General features: G+C 58.1%; 4 protein-coding genes, 2 tRNA genes and 3 rRNA genes. All 9 read right to left on the bottom strand.

Features of this window, described 5'->3' with window-relative positions:
• Window positions 1-78 precede the first annotated feature (78 nt).
• The 9 genes from recD to PPUTUW4_RS03040 all read right to left on the bottom strand — a co-directional run bounded on the left by recD (window position 79) and on the right by PPUTUW4_RS03040 (window position 16,845).
• Window positions 79-2,181, bottom strand: a complete 2,103-nt coding sequence (gene recD, locus PPUTUW4_RS03080) for an exodeoxyribonuclease V subunit alpha (RefSeq protein WP_015093351.1) — start codon at window positions 2,179-2,181, stop codon at window positions 79-81.
• Window positions 2,178-5,867: an exodeoxyribonuclease V subunit beta gene (recB, locus tag PPUTUW4_RS03075; RefSeq protein WP_015093350.1), complete on the bottom strand. Its 3,690-nt coding sequence runs from the start codon at window positions 5,865-5,867 to the stop codon at window positions 2,178-2,180. The genes recD and recB overlap by 4 nt, the downstream gene beginning before the upstream one ends.
• The gene (gene recC, locus PPUTUW4_RS03070; RefSeq protein ID WP_015093349.1) at window positions 5,867-9,316 is read right to left on the bottom strand and encodes an exodeoxyribonuclease V subunit gamma; all 3,450 of its coding nucleotides are present in this window, start codon (window positions 9,314-9,316) and stop codon (window positions 5,867-5,869) included. Before recC ends, recB begins: the two co-directional genes overlap by 1 nt.
• Before the next feature lie 222 nt (window positions 9,317-9,538).
• A 5S ribosomal RNA gene (gene rrf / locus PPUTUW4_RS03065) occupies window positions 9,539-9,654 on the bottom strand.
• 169 nt (window positions 9,655-9,823) lie between these two features.
• Window positions 9,824-12,717 (bottom strand): 23S ribosomal RNA (locus PPUTUW4_RS03060).
• Between the two features lie 247 nt (window positions 12,718-12,964).
• Window positions 12,965-13,040: transfer RNA gene (locus PPUTUW4_RS03055), tRNA-Ala, on the bottom strand.
• 9 nt (window positions 13,041-13,049) lie between these two features.
• Window positions 13,050-13,126: transfer RNA gene (locus PPUTUW4_RS03050), tRNA-Ile, on the bottom strand.
• Between the two features lie 122 nt (window positions 13,127-13,248).
• A 16S ribosomal RNA gene (locus tag PPUTUW4_RS03045) occupies window positions 13,249-14,782 on the bottom strand.
• Together the 16S, 23S and 5S rRNA genes with 2 tRNA genes alongside form the textbook arrangement of a ribosomal RNA operon.
• A gap of 569 nt (window positions 14,783-15,351) precedes the next feature.
• Window positions 15,352-16,845, bottom strand: a complete 1,494-nt coding sequence (locus tag PPUTUW4_RS03040; protein ID WP_008021905.1) for a CoA-acylating methylmalonate-semialdehyde dehydrogenase — start codon at window positions 16,843-16,845, stop codon at window positions 15,352-15,354.
• Window positions 16,846-16,907 lie beyond the last annotated feature (62 nt).

The raw sequence follows: 16,907 nt of genomic DNA, 5'->3' as shown, positions 1-16,907 counted from the left end.
ACTGCACAGCGAGGAAATGCCAGCGAGGCCACGTACTACGCCGCCTCGGACAACTTCCTACAACCTGTGAGTGACCTTTCAGCCTGCCAGCTCGCTGCCGTCCTTCAGTTCCAGCATCAGCCCGCTCAAGCGCTTGACCCGGCGTTTCACCGCCTCTTCAAATACGCCTGCGCGCGATTCGATCAGGGTGAACCAATCCTTGGCCCGGGTAATCCCGGTGTAGATCAATTCCTTGGTGAGGACCGGATTCAAGGCGTCAGGAAGAATCAACGCGGTATGCGCGAACTCCGAGCCTTGGGATTTATGCACAGTCATGGCGTACACGGTTTCGACATCATTCAGACGGCTTGGCAGGACAAATCGCACGCCGCCCTGACCGTCATTGCGTGGGAACGCCACACGCAAAACCTGTTTTCCGTGGCCCTCCTGCTCCGGGAGTTTGAGGGCGATGCCAATATCGCCGTTCATCAAGCCCAGCCCGTAATCGTTGCGGGTCATCAGCACGGGGCGACCTTCGTACCACTGTTGGTCGCTGTCGATCAGGCGTGCCCTGAGCAACGCGTCCGTCACCCGCTGGTTCAGGCCCTCCACACCCCACGGCCCCTTGCGCACGGCACATAACAGCTGGAACGCGTCAAAGGCTTGCAACACCTCCCGGGCCCAGTCGGTCCAGCTCGAATCGTCCAGCGGGCTGTCGAGTGGCGGCCGTTGTTTACGCAGTAAGGTCAGGTAATGCCGATAACCCTGCGGCCCCTCACCATGGCCTTCGAGCAGCAAACGCTCCAGGGTCCGGTCTTGCTCGCCCTTGAGGGACAAGCCATACACATCGTCATGGCTTCGCGCAGACAACAACTTGCGGGCTTCTTCCGGTTGCTGCTGGTTGACCCAACGAGCGAGCTGACCAATACCACTGCCCTCACCGAATCGCCGGGAATGGCGCAACATCACCACCTGTTGGGCCAGTGGATGAGCGCCCTGCGTATCCTCCTGCAATCCGCCGGCCTGCAGGCTTTCGCCGCTGACGGCTTCCAGCCACTGGCGTGTCTGCGGGCTGTACCAGCCAGCCTCCGCGTCACGACACAGATCCCCCAGTACCGCACCGGCTTCTACCGAAGCCAATTGGTCCTTGTCCCCCAACAGCACGAGGCGTGCATGGGCCGGCAAGGCGTCGAGCAGATTGGCCATCATTTCCAGGTCGATCATCGAGGCCTCGTCCACCACCAGCACATCCAGCGGCAGGCGATTGCCCGCATGGTGCCGGAAATGCCGTGTCCCGGGCCGACTGCCCAGCAGACGGTGAACGGTGGTGACATCCGACGGGATTTTCTCGCGTATTGCTTCGCTGACCTTCAGGGTCCGGACTTGCTGGCTGATGGACTCTGTCAGACGCGCCGCGGCCTTGCCGGTCGGTGCGGCGAGGCGAATGCGCAATGGCATGCCGGCTTCGACCGCCGGCGCCTGGAGCAACGCCAGCAAGCGCACGACGGTGGTGGTCTTGCCGGTTCCCGGCCCCCCCGTCACGATGCTGAAGGCGCTGCGGGTCGCCAGGGCGCAGGCCAGCTTCTGCCAGTCGATCACTTCACCCGGCCGGGCAGGCCCAAACAAACCGGTGAGGCGCTGCAGCAGGTCGTTCGGCGTGGACTCGTGTTCCGTCAGGCGCTCGCGTAGCGAAAGGTCGATCCGCCGCTCGTAGGCCCAATAGCGGCGCAGGTACAAGCGCTTGCCCGATAACACCAAAGGTCGGTCACGCACGTTGTCACGGCTGTCGGCGGCCAGTGCGACCAGGTTACTGGCGGCCAGCACCTTGCACCAATGAGCACCGTCCAGCGATCCGAGCAATTGCGACGGCAACAGCATGGCGCCGCCTTGTACGTCACCTTCGGGTGGTAATGACAGGGCGAAGTCCGGTTCTTTCAGCGTCTCGAACAGGTCGAGGCAGACATGCCCGTGGCCCAACTGGTGGCTAGTCAACGCGGCTGCCAGCAAGACCAACGGATCATCCTCCGGTGCCAGCTCATGCAGAAACGCCACAAAAGCTTTGTCCAGCGCGCGCAGCCAGCCACGTTCGACCCAGCGCGTGAGCAGCAACAGCAAATCGTCGGCACGACTCAGCGGCGCCAGATCGGCCAGGCTTTCAGCTGCCAGCGATGTCGGCAGCAAATCGGCGAATGAGCGATTCATAACAGTACTCCCTGTTCCCAGGCGGGCTCGGCCTTGGGCTCTGGCTTGCCCTGGAACAGCCTGTCCAGACGCTCGATGAGTTCTCTTGGCGGACGGGTGAAAAACACACCCTGGCTGGCCGCACGCGTCCCCCGCAGGAACAGGTACAACGCACCGCCGACATGCCGGTCGTAGTCGTAATCGGCGAGCCGCGCCTTGAGCTGGCGATGCAGGGCCAACAGGTACAACACGTATTGCAGGTCATAGCGGTTGTCGAGAATCGACTGTTCCATGGCCGGCACGGTGTAGGCCGCATCATCGGCGCCAAGCCAGTTGGATTTGTAGTCGGCAACGTAATAGCGGCCGTCGTGCTCGAATGTCAGGTCGATGAAGCCCTTGAACATGCCGTTGAGCAGCACCGGTTCGGCGGCCACCCGGGCCACGCCGTCATGGGTGTACTGGCACACCAGCGCATCGAGCTTGAGTACATCGACCTTATGGCTGGCGAACCAGAATTCCATCTCAACCTGGTATTGCGTCAACTGCCCGAATATCACCGGCGCCTGATCGGCACCCAGTTGTAACGGCGACTTGAGCAGATGCTGCAGCCAGTCGCTCAGCGTGGTGATCCAGCCCTCCCAGCCTCGGCGATTGCAGCGACGGGCAATGGCGTCGGTCACCTCCTGGGGTGCCGCGGCAAACCCCTCGCCCCCCGCCCATTCGAGCAGACCATGGAGGAAGGTGCCGGGGTTCGGGCCGCGCGGGAAGCGATGGATATCGCCGCCACTGGCCACCACTTCCCTGGGAGCCTGCGGGTCGAGACGTTCGTCATCGAACAGTTTTTGCGCCTGCGGACTCTCCGGCGCCTCGTCCGTGCCGACACTCAGGGTGTCGCCAATGCGCAATGCGCTGTAGGAGGCGATCCACCAGTTTTCACTGGCCTTGCGTTTGGGGATCAGCGGAGCCAGCAGTGCCGCGTCGTTTTGCGGTGGCAGGTAATGCTCTGTTGTCGCGTCAGGCATCTGGGCGTAGGCCAGCGCCGGGCAGTCCTGTTGCAGGTCGCGCAACCACTTCTGCAACGCCGGGGAGTCGGCCAATGGTGCACCGCCGCCCAACAGATAACCCAAGGCCGACAGATGCAGCACCGAACCATTGTTGTTGCCGCGCTTGAGGTCAGCCACCCCCAGCCAGCAGGCGTGCTGCGCCCGGGTCAGGGCGACATAGAGCAAGCGCAGATCCTCGGCCAGACGCTCATCGTCGGCCAGGGCAATCAATTCTGGCGTCGGCTTCAACGTGACCTGGGCATTGCCTGATTCATCGTGGTAGTGCAACGGCAGGCGGCTGCCATCCACCGGTTTCGCCGAACAGATGAACGGCAGGAACACCAAGGGGTATTCAAGGCCTTTGGACTTGTGGATGGTCACGACCTTGACCAGTTGCTCATCACTTTCCAGACGCAGAATCTGCTCCTCGCCTGCCTGCCCCGACAACGCCAGATGCTCGGACAAATGCCGGATCAGCGCTTGTTCGCCATCGAGTTCGGCGGCGGCCTGTTGCAGCAGTTCGGACAGGTGCAGGAGGTTCGTCAAGACCCGCTCGCCGTCACTGCGTGCAATCAGGGCCTGGGGCAAATGGAAGTCGTGCAGCAAACGGCGCAGCATCGGCAAAACACCCTGCTTGCGCCAGACTTCGCGATAGCCACGGAACTGCATGACCCGGGACTCCCAGGCCAATTCGTCCTGATTCAAGCGCTCCAGCTCGGTCAACGAAAGGTTCAAGGTGATGCTGGCCAACGCGGCCCGCAGCGGGCGCTCGACATCCGGCTCGGCGCAGGCCTTGAGCCAGGTCAGCACGTCATGCGCCTCCTGGGCGGCGAACACCGAGTCCTTGTCCGACAGGTAGACACTACGCACGCCCCGCGCAGCCAATTCACCACGCACCGCCTGCGCTTCCTTACCATCGCGTACCAGGATGGCGATGTCCGCCGGCAGCAGGCCCCTGAAGGCTTTGCCGTCCTGGGTGAACCCCGCTTTCCCCTGCTGCCCGCCATTGAGCAATGCCGTGATTTCACTGGCGCAGGCCGCCGCCAGATATTGCCGGTACACCGCGCCGGACAACGGTTGTTCGGTCGCCAAGTGCCAGATGTTCAAGGCCGGGACAGGCTGATTATTGATATGCAGCACTTCTTTGCGGCCCTGGGAGGCCACCGGCATGAACGGAACCGGGTTATTGCCATTCGGTTCCCGAAAGAGGAATGCGCCCCGTCCCGACTCCCGTGCTTCGGCACGCTCGAACACATGGTTCACCGCGTTGACCATGCCATGGCTTGAGCGGAAGTTGGTGCCCAGGGTGTGCAATCGGCCGGTGGTGGCCTGGCGGGCGCGCAGGTAGGTATGGATGTCGGCCCCGCGAAAAGCGTAGATCGCCTGCTTCGGGTCGCCGATCAGGAACAGGCCGCACTCGGGGCTGTTCTCTTCAATCCGGTAGATGCTCTCGAAAATCCGGTACTGCACCGGGTCGGTGTCCTGGAACTCATCGATCAGGGCGACTGGAAACTGTTCACGAATCAGGGTGGCCAGCCGCTCGCCGCCATCGGACTGCAAGGCCGCATCAAGGCGCAGCAACATGTCATCGAAGCCCATTTCCGCACGACGGCGTTTCTCTTCCTCGAATCGTGCCCCGACCCAGCGGGCGGCATGTTGCAGCACGGCGGCATCGGGCGTTGGCAACCCGTCGAGACAGGCCTTGAGACCGGCCATCGCATCGAGCCCCGGATGTCGAGGTGCATCGCCCTTCCAGGCTTCGGCCATGCCATCCGGGGTCAGGCGCGTGAAACCGGTGCCGATATCCAGTTGCTCGAGGGATTCGTCTTCGGCCCAGGCTTTGATTTTTTCGAACCATGGCTCGAAATAGCGTGCCTGCATCTTGCGTCCGTCGACGCTCTTGCTCGCGACGCCATGGTGGCAGATGACAAGCAACTCGTCCGCCCACTGCAGCCAGGGCTTCTTGAGTTCGATCAGGGCGGCCCGTCGCTCTTGCAAGCATTGCGAAATCACTTCGGCGGGCTCTTTCCCTTCAAGGGTATCGCGCTCACTGGCGAACAGTGCACGAATCCGCGGCAGCAACGCCGCCGGACCGCCCCAATTGCTGCGCACCCAATTCAGCGCATCACCTTGCATCGGGTAGCAGAACAGCCGCCAGTAATCGCGCAGGACTTCCCCCAGCAAGTCGCTGTGGTCGGTTTCCAGAGTCTGGGTAAACAGGCTGCCGCTGTCGAAGGCGTGCTCGCGCAACATGCGCTGGCACCAACTGTGGATAGTCGACACCGCCGCCTCGTCCATCCATTGGGCGGCGATATCTAGGCGGTTTGCGCACCCGGGCCATTGCTCGGGCATGTACTGATCACGCAACTCGGCAATCAGGCTGTCGGGGGCCGGCGTTTCATCGCGGAAAAAGCGTGCGGCCTCGGCGAGTCGCGTGCGAATGCGTTCGCGTAACTCTTTAGTGGCGGCGTCGGTAAAGGTCACGACGAGGATTTGCGGCGGCAACAGTTCGCGTCCGAAGCCGCTGCCTTCCCCACCATTGCCAAGCACCAGGCGCAGGTACAGCGCGGAAATGGTGAAGGTCTTGCCGGTCCCCGCGCTGGCTTCGATCAGTTGACTGCCACGCAGCGGGAAGGCCAGGGCCAGCGGTGTCTTTGTACTCATCAACGCGACTCCTCGCTGGACAGTGAACGCCAGGGTGCTTCAAGCAGCGGGCGATAGAGCGCATCACACCAGTCGGGGAAGGTTTCATCGGCGGTCAGGGCATCGTAATCGGAGAATTGACGTGCAAGTGCCGGACTTTCGCGTCGCTCTCCGTCCGTCGTCTGCCCGTCGCCTTCATAGGCCTTGCGCGCGGCGACCGCGGCTTTGACCGGGTCGGTTTGCCCCAGCCACGCAAAGGCGGTCTTGACCGCGATCGGCAGAGGCTGGCGCATACCCGACTGCCAGGCCATCAACAGGTCACCGAGAATTTTCCGTGCCGTGGACTCGTCCATCGGTGCGAGCAACAGGCTGTCGTCGCTGGCTACCAGCGCGGTGGTCAACGCCATGCCACTGGCACAGGCCACCAGATGCGTGAGCCACGGGCGCGTCAGCCGATGCCATTTGCGCGATTTGATCGAGCCGATACTGTTGGGGATCGTCGTGACAGACAGCAAACCACCATCAGCGCGCTGATGCAGACCGCTGAGCCAGCCCTCGATGTGCAGCCCTTGCAGTTCAAGATTGACGGGCAACGCACTGCTGAGCGGTGTCGGCCACAAAGCCAGAAGCTGTTGGTGGCGTTGCAGCAAGTCGGGCAGTGGTTCGATCAATTCACGTTGCAGGCACTCACCGAAACCGGCCATGGGCAGCAGCCCGCTGTTTTGCAGGCGTTTGGCCTGATCTTCCAGTGCCTGTGCGGTATTTCCCGGATCTGCCAGCGCCGCTTCGAGCAAACGGTCGCTGAGGCTGTAACGCTGCAATGCATCCAGGACAAAAGGCTCTTCATCGGCCAACGGCACTTCAGCCGCCTCGAAGAAGACTTTCAGTCGCTGGCTGAAAAAGTGCCGTACCGGATTGCGCAGGAAATCCTGCAGCTGACCGAGGCTGAGGGGTTCGTCCTGAACGTGAGGCCCGAGCACTTCGGCGCTCGCCTGTTGCTCTGCCGCTTGATGAAGGACCTGCCATTCGGTGGCATAGCTGAACGACTCATCCCCTTCGTGAAAGTAGCGGGCGCTGAAAGGCTGCAAGGGGTGCTCCCGGGTCATGGCTTCAAGCAGGTCCTCGCCACTTTGTGCCAATCGCCAACCGCTGGCCAAGTGGTCACGCAACTGGCCGATCAATACTGACGCCGGTCTCTCACTGTTGTCGCGGATGCTGCGGCCCACCCAACTGATGTAGAGCTGATCGCGAGCCGACAACAAGGCCTCCAGTAGCAGGTAGCGGTCATCTTCGCGCCGGGAGCGATCGCCTGGCCGGTAATCACTGCCCATCAGATCGAAATCCAGCGGCGGTTGCGCGCGCGGATAATCGCCGTCATTCATGCCCAGCAGGCAGACCAGCTTGAACGGGATAGCACGCATGGGCATCAAGGTGCAGAAGTTCACCGCACCGGCCAGAAAGCGTTGGGACAAACGGCCCTGGTCCAGGCCTGCAAGCCAGGCTTCACGGACGACCGTCAGCGGCAACTCGTCCTGCAAGCCGACGGATTCGCAGGTCTCGAGCCAGGTCTCACGCAGTTCTTCGAGCTGGGCCAGCAAGTAGTCATCGTGTTCGTTGCTGGCGAGGAAGAACAACTGCACCAACGCCTGCAAGCGCAAGCCCCATTGCCGCGGCGGTGCAGGCTGAGAGAGTTCATGGTGAGCCACTTCCAGCGCGTCCAGCAGCGCAACCAGCGGACCAATGAGCGCAGCGTCCAGACCACCGATCTCGTCGTAGGGCTCGATGCCCTCATAGGCATCGGCGCTGCCAACGGCATAACCGAGCAACATCCGTCGCAAACCGAAACGCCAGCTGTTTTGCTCCAGTTCATTCGGCAGCCCGAGTCCGGCACGTTGCTCGGCATTCATGCCCCAGCGAATGCCGGCACCTTCGATCCAGCGGTGCAGGGTCGGCAGGTCACGCTCCTCGACACCAAAGCGGGCGCGCAGTGCCGGGACGTCCAGCAGATCGAGAATCTCACTGACGGGGAATCGGCTGTCAGGCAACTTGAGCAGGTGCTCGACCGCAATCAACAGTGGATCGCGACCACGCTGGCCCTGGTCAGCCAGCGTAAACGGAATGAAGCGCGGGTCCTGACGGTCGAGCTGGCCAAACACGGCACGAATGTGCGGGGCGTAGCTGTCGATGTCCGGGACCATGACGATGATGTCCCGGGGGCGCAATGCCGGATCGGCACTGAAGCGCGCGAGCAGTTGATCGTGGAGAATCTCGACTTCTCGCTGGGCGCTGTGGGCAATGTGAAAACGGATCGATTCGTCCGTCTGCAGATCGATGGCCGGCCAGCGCTCCCGAGTCTCGTTGAGGGGACGCAACTCGAGGATGTCATCCTGCAACTGGTTGAGCACATTCAGCGGCTGACCGTCACTGAACAGGTCGATGCGCCCGTCACGAAATGCGGAGCGATAGCTGTTGGGATCGTCGTAACTGTCGAGCAGGTTGATATAGTCCCGCCCCTGTTTACCCCAGGCAGCCAGCAGCGGGTGAGCATGCTGGTGCAGGGTTTGCGGATCGATCACTACCGGCATGCCGCTCTTGCGGGCCTGTCGCTTGTATTGATGCCGCAACAGGTCTTTATCGGCGACGATGTCCGCCCAATGGTGACGACACGGGTTGTGTACGCACAGCAGGACCTGACTGAATCGTGCCAGCCCCGCCAGTGCTTCCAGGGCTTGGGCAGGCAGCGAAGAAATCCCGAAAACGATCACTCGCGAGGGCAATCCCTGGGGAGCTGTTTCGAGGTTGTTGATGCGCTCGACGAATCGCTGATGAACCCCGGCACGGCTTTGCGCCATGCCTTGCTCTCCGACATCCAGCAAGAGTGCACGCCATAACTCTGCCTGCCAGCAATTGGCCGGCGTCAGGGCTTTGGCCTCGCCCCTGGCGCTTCTTGTCTGATGTCGACCTTCTGCCCAGTCTTCAAGCCAGTCAGCCCGATAGACCTGGTACTGGTCGAACAGGTCCGCCAGACGCTCAGCCAATTGATAGCGTTTGCGCAGATCGGTGTCATGGGTCAGGAAGCGCTGCAGCGGCTCGAAGTGTGGCTGGTTGATCAACTGCGGCAGCAGGCGCATCAATCGCCAGGTCAGCGGAGCTTTATCGAGCAGGGACTTGGCCGGAATTTCATCGCGCCCAAGGACCATACGATAGAGCTGCCACATGAAACTGCCGGGCAACTGCACGTCGATGGCCGCGGCGATGCCGCAGCCGCCCATGTCGTCTTCTTCGGAATCTTCCGCCAGGGCCAGCTTCAACCATTGGGCAATGCCATTGCTTTGCACCAGCGCGATTTCATTCTCCAGGGGAGCCAGCGGGTAGCGCCGCATCCAACTGACCACCAGGCTGCGCAACTCGTCCAGGCGATTGCCGTGAACCACCATGAATCCAGCACTGAGGGACGTCGCGTCCGGCATAAGGCTTCCTTGGAAAATGCAAATTCGAGGGACGACTTTAGCATTTGTAGGAGCGAGCTCGCTCGCGAAGGTCGTCAACGATGACGCGGGTTGTCTGGGGTAACGCGGTGCCCTGAAGTTCTTCGCGAGCAGGCTCGCTCCTACAGGGAACAGCGTTTGAGGTGTATGGAGGCGCAAAAACAAAACCCCAACTGCTTTCGCAATTGGGGTTTCGGAATTTAATCTTGACGATGACCTACTCTCACATGGGGAAACCCCACACTACCATCGGCGATGCATCGTTTCACTTCTGAGTTCGGGATGGGATCAGGTGGTTCCAACGCTCTATGGTCGTCAAGAAATTCGGGTACTGAGTCGTGACCAGTTGGCCTCGCTTCAGCAAATTGGGTATGTGACAGCTAGGTGTTTTGTGAGCATTTCGAACTTTCGGTTCGTTTCGTCTTCACACACCGCAATCTGGTCTCTTTCGTCTTTTCAACTAGGAGCATCAAATTGCTTGGGTGTTATATGGTCAAGCCTCACGGGCAATTAGTATTGGTTAGCTCAACGCCTCACAGCGCTTACACACCCAACCTATCAACGTCGTAGTCTTCGACGGCCCTTCAGGGAACTCAAGGTTCCAGTGAGATCTCATCTTGAGGCAAGTTTCCCGCTTAGATGCTTTCAGCGGTTATCTTTTCCGAACATAGCTACCCGGCAATGCCACTGGCGTGACAACCGGAACACCAGAGGTTCGTCCACTCCGGTCCTCTCGTACTAGGAGCAGCCCCTCTCAAATCTCAAACGTCCACGGCAGATAGGGACCGAACTGTCTCACGACGTTCTAAACCCAGCTCGCGTACCACTTTAAATGGCGAACAGCCATACCCTTGGGACCGGCTTCAGCCCCAGGATGTGATGAGCCGACATCGAGGTGCCAAACACCGCCGTCGATATGAACTCTTGGGCGGTATCAGCCTGTTATCCCCGGAGTACCTTTTATCCGTTGAGCGATGGCCCTTCCATACAGAACCACCGGATCACTAAGACCTACTTTCGTACCTGCTCGACGTGTCTGTCTCGCAGTCAAGCGCGCTTTTGCCTTTATACTCTACGACCGATTTCCGACCGGTCTGAGCGCACCTTCGTACTCCTCCGTTACTCTTTAGGAGGAGACCGCCCCAGTCAAACTACCCACCATACACTGTCCTCGATCCGGATAACGGACCTGAGTTAGAACCTCAAAGTTGCCAGGGTGGTATTTCAAGGATGGCTCCACGCGAACTGGCGTCCACGCTTCAAAGCCTCCCACCTATCCTACACAAGCAAATTCAAAGTCCAGTGCAAAGCTATAGTAAAGGTTCACGGGGTCTTTCCGTCTAGCCGCGGATACACTGCATCTTCACAGCGATTTCAATTTCACTGAGTCTCGGGTGGAGACAGCGCCGCCATCGTTACGCCATTCGTGCAGGTCGGAACTTACCCGACAAGGAATTTCGCTACCTTAGGACCGTTATAGTTACGGCCGCCGTTTACCGGGGCTTCGATCAAGAGCTTCGCGTTCAGTAACCCCATCAATTAACCTTCCGGCACCGGGCAGGCGTCACACCCTATACGTCCACTTTCGTGTTTGCAGAGTGCTGTGTTTTTAATAAACAGTCGCAGCGGCCTGGTATCTTCGACCGGCGTGGGCTTACGGAGCAAGTCCTTCACCCTCACCGGCGCACCTTCTCCCGAAGTTACGGTGCCATTTTGCCTAGTTCCTTCACCCGAGTTCTCTCAAGCGCCTTGGTATTCTCTACCCAACCACCTGTGTCGGTTTGGGGTACGGTTCCTGGTTATCTGAAGCTTAGAAGCTTTTCTTGGAAGCATGGCATCAACCACTTCGTCACCTAGAAGGTAACTCGTCATCAGCTCTCGGCCTTAAGATCCCGGATTTACCTAAGATCTCAGCCTACCACCTTAAACTTGGACAACCAACGCCAAGCTGGCCTAGCCTTCTCCGTCCCTCCATCGCAATAACCAGAAGTACAGGAATATTAACCTGTTTTCCATCGACTACGCTTTTCAGCCTCGCCTTAGGGACCGACTAACCCTGCGTCGATTAACGTTGCGCAGGAAACCTTGGTCTTTCGGCGTGGGTGTTTTTCACACCCATTGTCGTTACTCATGTCAGCATTCGCACTTCTGATACCTCCAGCAAGCTTCTCAACTCACCTTCACAGGCTTACAGAACGCTCCTCTACCGCATCACCCGAAGGTGATACCCGTAGCTTCGGTGTATGGTTTGAGCCCCGTTACATCTTCCGCGCAGGCCGACTCGACTAGTGAGCTATTACGCTTTCTTTAAAGGGTGGCTGCTTCTAAGCCAACCTCCTAGCTGTCTAAGCCTTCCCACATCGTTTCCCACTTAACCATAACTTTGGGACCTTAGCTGACGGTCTGGGTTGTTTCCCTTTTCACGACGGACGTTAGCACCCGCCGTGTGTCTCCCATGCTCGGCACTTGTAGGTATTCGGAGTTTGCATCGGTTTGGTAAGTCGGGATGACCCCCTAGCCGAAACAGTGCTCTACCCCCTACAGTGATACATGAGGCGCTACCTAAATAGCTTTCGAGGAGAACCAGCTATCTCCGAGCTTGATTAGCCTTTCACTCCGATCCACAGGTCATCCGCTAACTTTTCAACGGTAGTCGGTTCGGTCCTCCAGTCAGTGTTACCTAACCTTCAACCTGCCCATGGATAGATCGCCCGGTTTCGGGTCTATTCCCAGCGACTAGACGCCCTATTAAGACTCGCTTTCGCTACGCCTCCCCTATTCGGTTAAGCTCGCCACTGAAAATAAGTCGCTGACCCATTATACAAAAGGTACGCAGTCACCTAACAAAGTAGGCTCCCACTGCTTGTACGCATACGGTTTCAGGATCTATTTCACTCCCCTCTCCGGGGTTCTTTTCGCCTTTCCCTCACGGTACTAGTTCACTATCGGTCAGTCAGTAGTATTTAGCCTTGGAGGATGGTCCCCCCATATTCAGACAAAGTTTCTCGTGCTCCGTCCTACTCGATTTCATGACTAAGAGATTTTCGCGTACAGGGCTATCACCCACTATGGCCGCACTTTCCAGAGCGTTCCGCTAATCTCAAAGCCACTTAAGGGCTAGTCCCCGTTCGCTCGCCACTACTAAGGGAATCTCGGTTGATTTCTTTTCCTCAGGGTACTTAGATGTTTCAGTTCCCCTGGTTCGCCTCTTGCACCTATGTATTCAGTACAAGATAACCATCTTATGATGGCTGGGTTCCCCCATTCAGACATCTCCGGATCAAAGTCTGTTTGCCGACTCCCCGAAGCTTTTCGCAGGCTACCACGTCTTTCATCGCCTCTGACTGCCAAGGCATCCACCGTATGCGCTTCTTCACTTGACCATATAACCCCAAGCAATCTGGTTATACTGTGAAGACGACATTCGCCGAAAATTCGAATTTCTCAACTAAGAGAACTCACAAATTTTACCTTAGCCTGATCCGTTACCAGTGAAAGTAACGTTCAGTCTATCTTTCTATCACATACCCAAATTTTTAAAGAACGAACTAGTCAAAGACTAGAAATCAACATTCACCATCGAACCGATGGAATGCTCATTTCTAAGCTTTATACAATCAGAAGCAGTAGTGGTGGAGCCAAACGGGATCGAACCGTTGACCTCCTGCGTGCAAGGCAGGCGCTCTCCCAGCTGAGCTATGGCCCCATACAAAATTGGTGGGTCTGGGCAGATTCGAACTGCCGACCTCACCCTTATCAGGGGTGCGCTCTAACCAACTGAGCTACAGACCCAATTTCGAGCGCGTAACTGTTAGCGTTGAGCTATCAGCTTGGAGCTTAAAGCTGCTTCTATCGTCTTCTTCAATGAATCAAGCAATTCGTGTGGGAACTTATGGAGCAGCTGAGTCGTCGATTAAGGAGGTGATCCAGCCGCAGGTTCCCCTACGGCTACCTTGTTACGACTTCACCCCAGTCATGAATCACACCGTGGTAACCGTCCTCCCGAAGGTTAGACTAGCTACTTCTGGTGCAACCCACTCCCATGGTGTGACGGGCGGTGTGTACAAGGCCCGGGAACGTATTCACCGCGACATTCTGATTCGCGATTACTAGCGATTCCGACTTCACGCAGTCGAGTTGCAGACTGCGATCCGGACTACGATCGGTTTTGTGGGATTAGCTCCACCTCGCGGCTTGGCAACCCTCTGTACCGACCATTGTAGCACGTGTGTAGCCCAGGCCGTAAGGGCCATGATGACTTGACGTCATCCCCACCTTTCTCGGTTTGTCACCGGCAGTCTCCTTAGAGTGCCCACCATAACGTGCTGGTAACTAAGGACAAGGGTTGCGCTCGTTACGGGACTTAACCCAACATCTCACGACACGAGCTGACGACAGCCATGCAGCACCTGTCTCAATGTTCCCGAAGGCACCAATCCATCTCTGGAAAGTTCATTGGATGTCAAGGCCTGGTAAGGTTCTTCGCGTTGCTTCGAATTAAACCACATGCTCCACGCTTGTGCGGGCCCCCGTCAATTCATTTGAGTTTTAACTTGCGGCCGTACTCCCCAGGCGGTCAACTTAATGCGTTACTGGCGCCACTAAGAGCTCAAGGCTCCCAACGGCTAGTTGACATCGTTTACGGCGTGGACTACCAGGGTATCTAATCCTGTTTGCTCCCCACCGTTTCGCACCTCAGTGTCAGTATCAGTCCAGGTGGTCGCCTTCGCCACTGGTGTTCCTTCCTATATCTACGCATTTCACCGCTACACAGGAAATTCCACCACCCTCTACCATACTCTAGCTTGTCAGTTTTGAATGCAGTTCCCAGGTTGAGCCCGGGGCTTTCACATCCAACTTAACAAACCACCTACGCGCGCTTTACGCCCAGTAATTCCGATTAACGCTTGCACCCTCTGTATTACCGCGGCTGCTGGCACAGAGTTAGCCGGTGCTTATTCTGTCGGTAACGTCAAAACACTAACGTATTAGGTTAATGCCCTTCCTCCCAACTTAAAGTGCTTTACAATCCGAAGACCTTCTTCACACACGCGGCATGGCTGGATCCATGTTCGCCCATTGTCCAATATTCCCCACTGCTGCCTCCCGTAGGAGTCTGGACCGTGTCTCAGTTCCAGTGTGACTGATCATCCTCTCAGACCAGTTACGGATCGTCGCCTTGGGTGAGCCATTACCTCACCAACTAGCTAATCCGACCTAGGCTCATCTGATAGCGCAAGGCCCGAAGGTCCCCTGCTTTCTCCCGTAGGACGTATGCGGTATTAGCGTTCCTTTCGAAACGTTGTCCCCCACTACCAGGCAGATTCCTAGGCATTACTCACCCGTCCGCCGCTGAATCAGAGAGCAAGCTCTCTTCATCCGCTCGACTTGCATGTGTTAGGCCTGCCGCCAGCGTTCAATCTGAGCCATGATCAAACTCTTCAGTTCAAACATCTTTGGGTTTTGAGAAAACCCTAAACTTGGCTCAGCAATCGTTGGTTACATCTTTGATTTCTCGCGGAGTAACTTGCGATGCTGATAATCTGTTGACTAGCAGTCTGACTCCACAAGCACCCACACGAATTGCTTGATTCAGTTGTTAAAGAGCGGTTGGTTAAGATCTTTCGTCTCAACCGAGGCGCGCATTCTACAGCAGCCTCATTTGCTGTCAAGTGATTATTTTCAGAAGTTCTCAAGGAATCCTTAACAACTTCAACCACTTGCGCTTTCGATCTCTCGTCAGCGGGAGGAGAATTCTACAGCGTTACCCGCTGCTGTCAACACCTCTTTTTCAACTTCCTTGGCGCTTCGATGAACTGAAGCAACCTGCTGCCGAAAACTGCGTAACTCTTTGTTTAGCAAGGAGTTTTCCGTTTCGACTGCGCCGGAAGTGGGGCGAATTATAGGCCTCCAGAATCTGCCGTCAACACCTGTTTTCACAAATCTGTCATATAGCCCCAAAAAGCCCCTAAACCAAAAAGGCCGACCCAATGGATCGGCCTTCTACGCCCTTCTACTTACAAGCTAGGAAACGCGAACTGCGAAGCTTCATGGCTCGCACGCTGCGGCCAGCGCTGGGTGATGGCCTTGCGGCGGGTGTAGAAACGCACGCCATCCGGGCCGTAGGCGTGCAGGTCGCCGAACAGCGAACGCTTCCAGCCGCCGAAGCTGTGATAGGCGACCGGCACCGGCAACGGTACGTTGACGCCGACCATGCCGACTTCGATCTCGTCGCAGAACAACCGCGCCGCCTCGCCGTCACGGGTGAAGATGCAGGTGCCGTTGCCATACTCGTGGTCGTTGATCAGCTGCATGGCTTCTTCCAGGCTGTTGACCCGAACAACGCACAGCACCGGCCCGAAGATCTCTTCTTTATAGATACGCATCTCTGGCGTGACGTTGTCGAACAGGCAACCACCCAGGAAGAAGCCTTCTTCATGACCGGCCACGGTCAGGCCACGACCATCCACCACCAGCGTCGCGCCAGCGGCTACGCCGTCTTCTACATAACCGCTGACTTTGTCACGAGCCTGGCCAGTCACCAGTGGGCCCATGTCCAGCCCGCAGGAAGTACCGGCACCGATTTTCAGCGCCTGGATTTGCGGAACCAGTTTGGCCACCAGAGCGTCTGCGACCTGGTCACCGACACACACCGCCACAGAGATCGCCATGCAGCGCTCACCGCAAGAACCGTAAGCCGCGCCCATCAGTGCGCTGACAGCGTTATCCAGATCGGCATCCGGCATCAGCACGGCGTGGTTCTTCGCACCACCCAGGGCCTGAACGCGTTTGCCGCGCTTGGTGCCTTCGGAGTAGATGTATTCAGCAATCGGCGTCGAACCGACGAAGCTCAGCGCCTTGACTTCCGGCGCCTCGATCAACGCATCCACCGCAGTCTTGTCGCCGTGCACCACGCTCAGTACGCCTTTAGGCAAACCGGCTTCCAGCAGCAACTGGGCAATCAGCAGCGTCGAGCTCGGGTCACGCTCGGACGGTTTGAGGATGAAACAGTTACCGCAGACGATCGCCAGCGGGTACATCCACAGCGGCACCATAGCCGGGAAGTTGAACGGCGTGATACCGGCGACAACGCCCAACGGCTGGAAGTCAGACCAGGCATCGATGTTCGGGCCGACGTTGCGACTGTACTCGCCCTTGAGGATTTCCGGAGCCGCGCAAGCGAACTCGACGTTCTCGATGCCGCGCTTCAATTCACCGGCAGCATCTTCCAGGGTCTTGCCGTGTTCTTCGCTGATCAGTTGCGCGATACGTGCTTCGTTTTGCTCCAGCAGTTGCTTGAAGCGGAACATCACCTGGGCACGCTTGGCCGGTGGCGTGTTGCGCCAGGCCGGGAATGCAGCCTTGGCCGCGTCGATGGCGCTCTGGATGGTTTCGCGGGTCGCCAGCGGCAACTTGTGAATAGCCTGACCGGTAGACGGGTTGAACACATCAACCGCGCGACCGTTCTCGGTCACCAGTTCGCCATTGATCAAATGCGGAATAACGCTCATGGAAGCTCCTGAAAAGTTGTCCACAGGCGCCCGTTCCCGAACGCCCGTTGTTTATAGGTATA

Source organism: Pseudomonas sp. UW4 (genome assembly GCF_000316175.1).
Lineage (GTDB): Bacteria > Pseudomonadota > Gammaproteobacteria > Pseudomonadales > Pseudomonadaceae > Aquipseudomonas > Aquipseudomonas laurylsulfatiphila.
Note: the sequence above shows the minus strand (reverse complement) of the source record. Positions and strands in the feature narration are given on the sequence as shown.

What these genes read in the sequence shown, in the direction of transcription:
- recD (WP_015093351.1), bottom strand. Translation starts at nt 2,181, where the DNA reads ATGAATCGCTCATTCGCCGATTTGCTGCCGACATCGCTGGCAGCTGAA.
- recB (WP_015093350.1), bottom strand. Translation starts at nt 5,867, where the DNA reads ATGAGTACAAAGACACCGCTGGCCCTGGCCTTCCCGCTGCGTGGCAGT.
- recC (WP_015093349.1), bottom strand. Translation starts at nt 9,316, where the DNA reads ATGCCGGACGCGACGTCCCTCAGTGCTGGATTCATGGTGGTTCACGGC.
- PPUTUW4_RS03040 (WP_008021905.1), bottom strand. Translation starts at nt 16,845, where the DNA reads ATGAGCGTTATTCCGCATTTGATCAATGGCGAACTGGTGACCGAGAAC.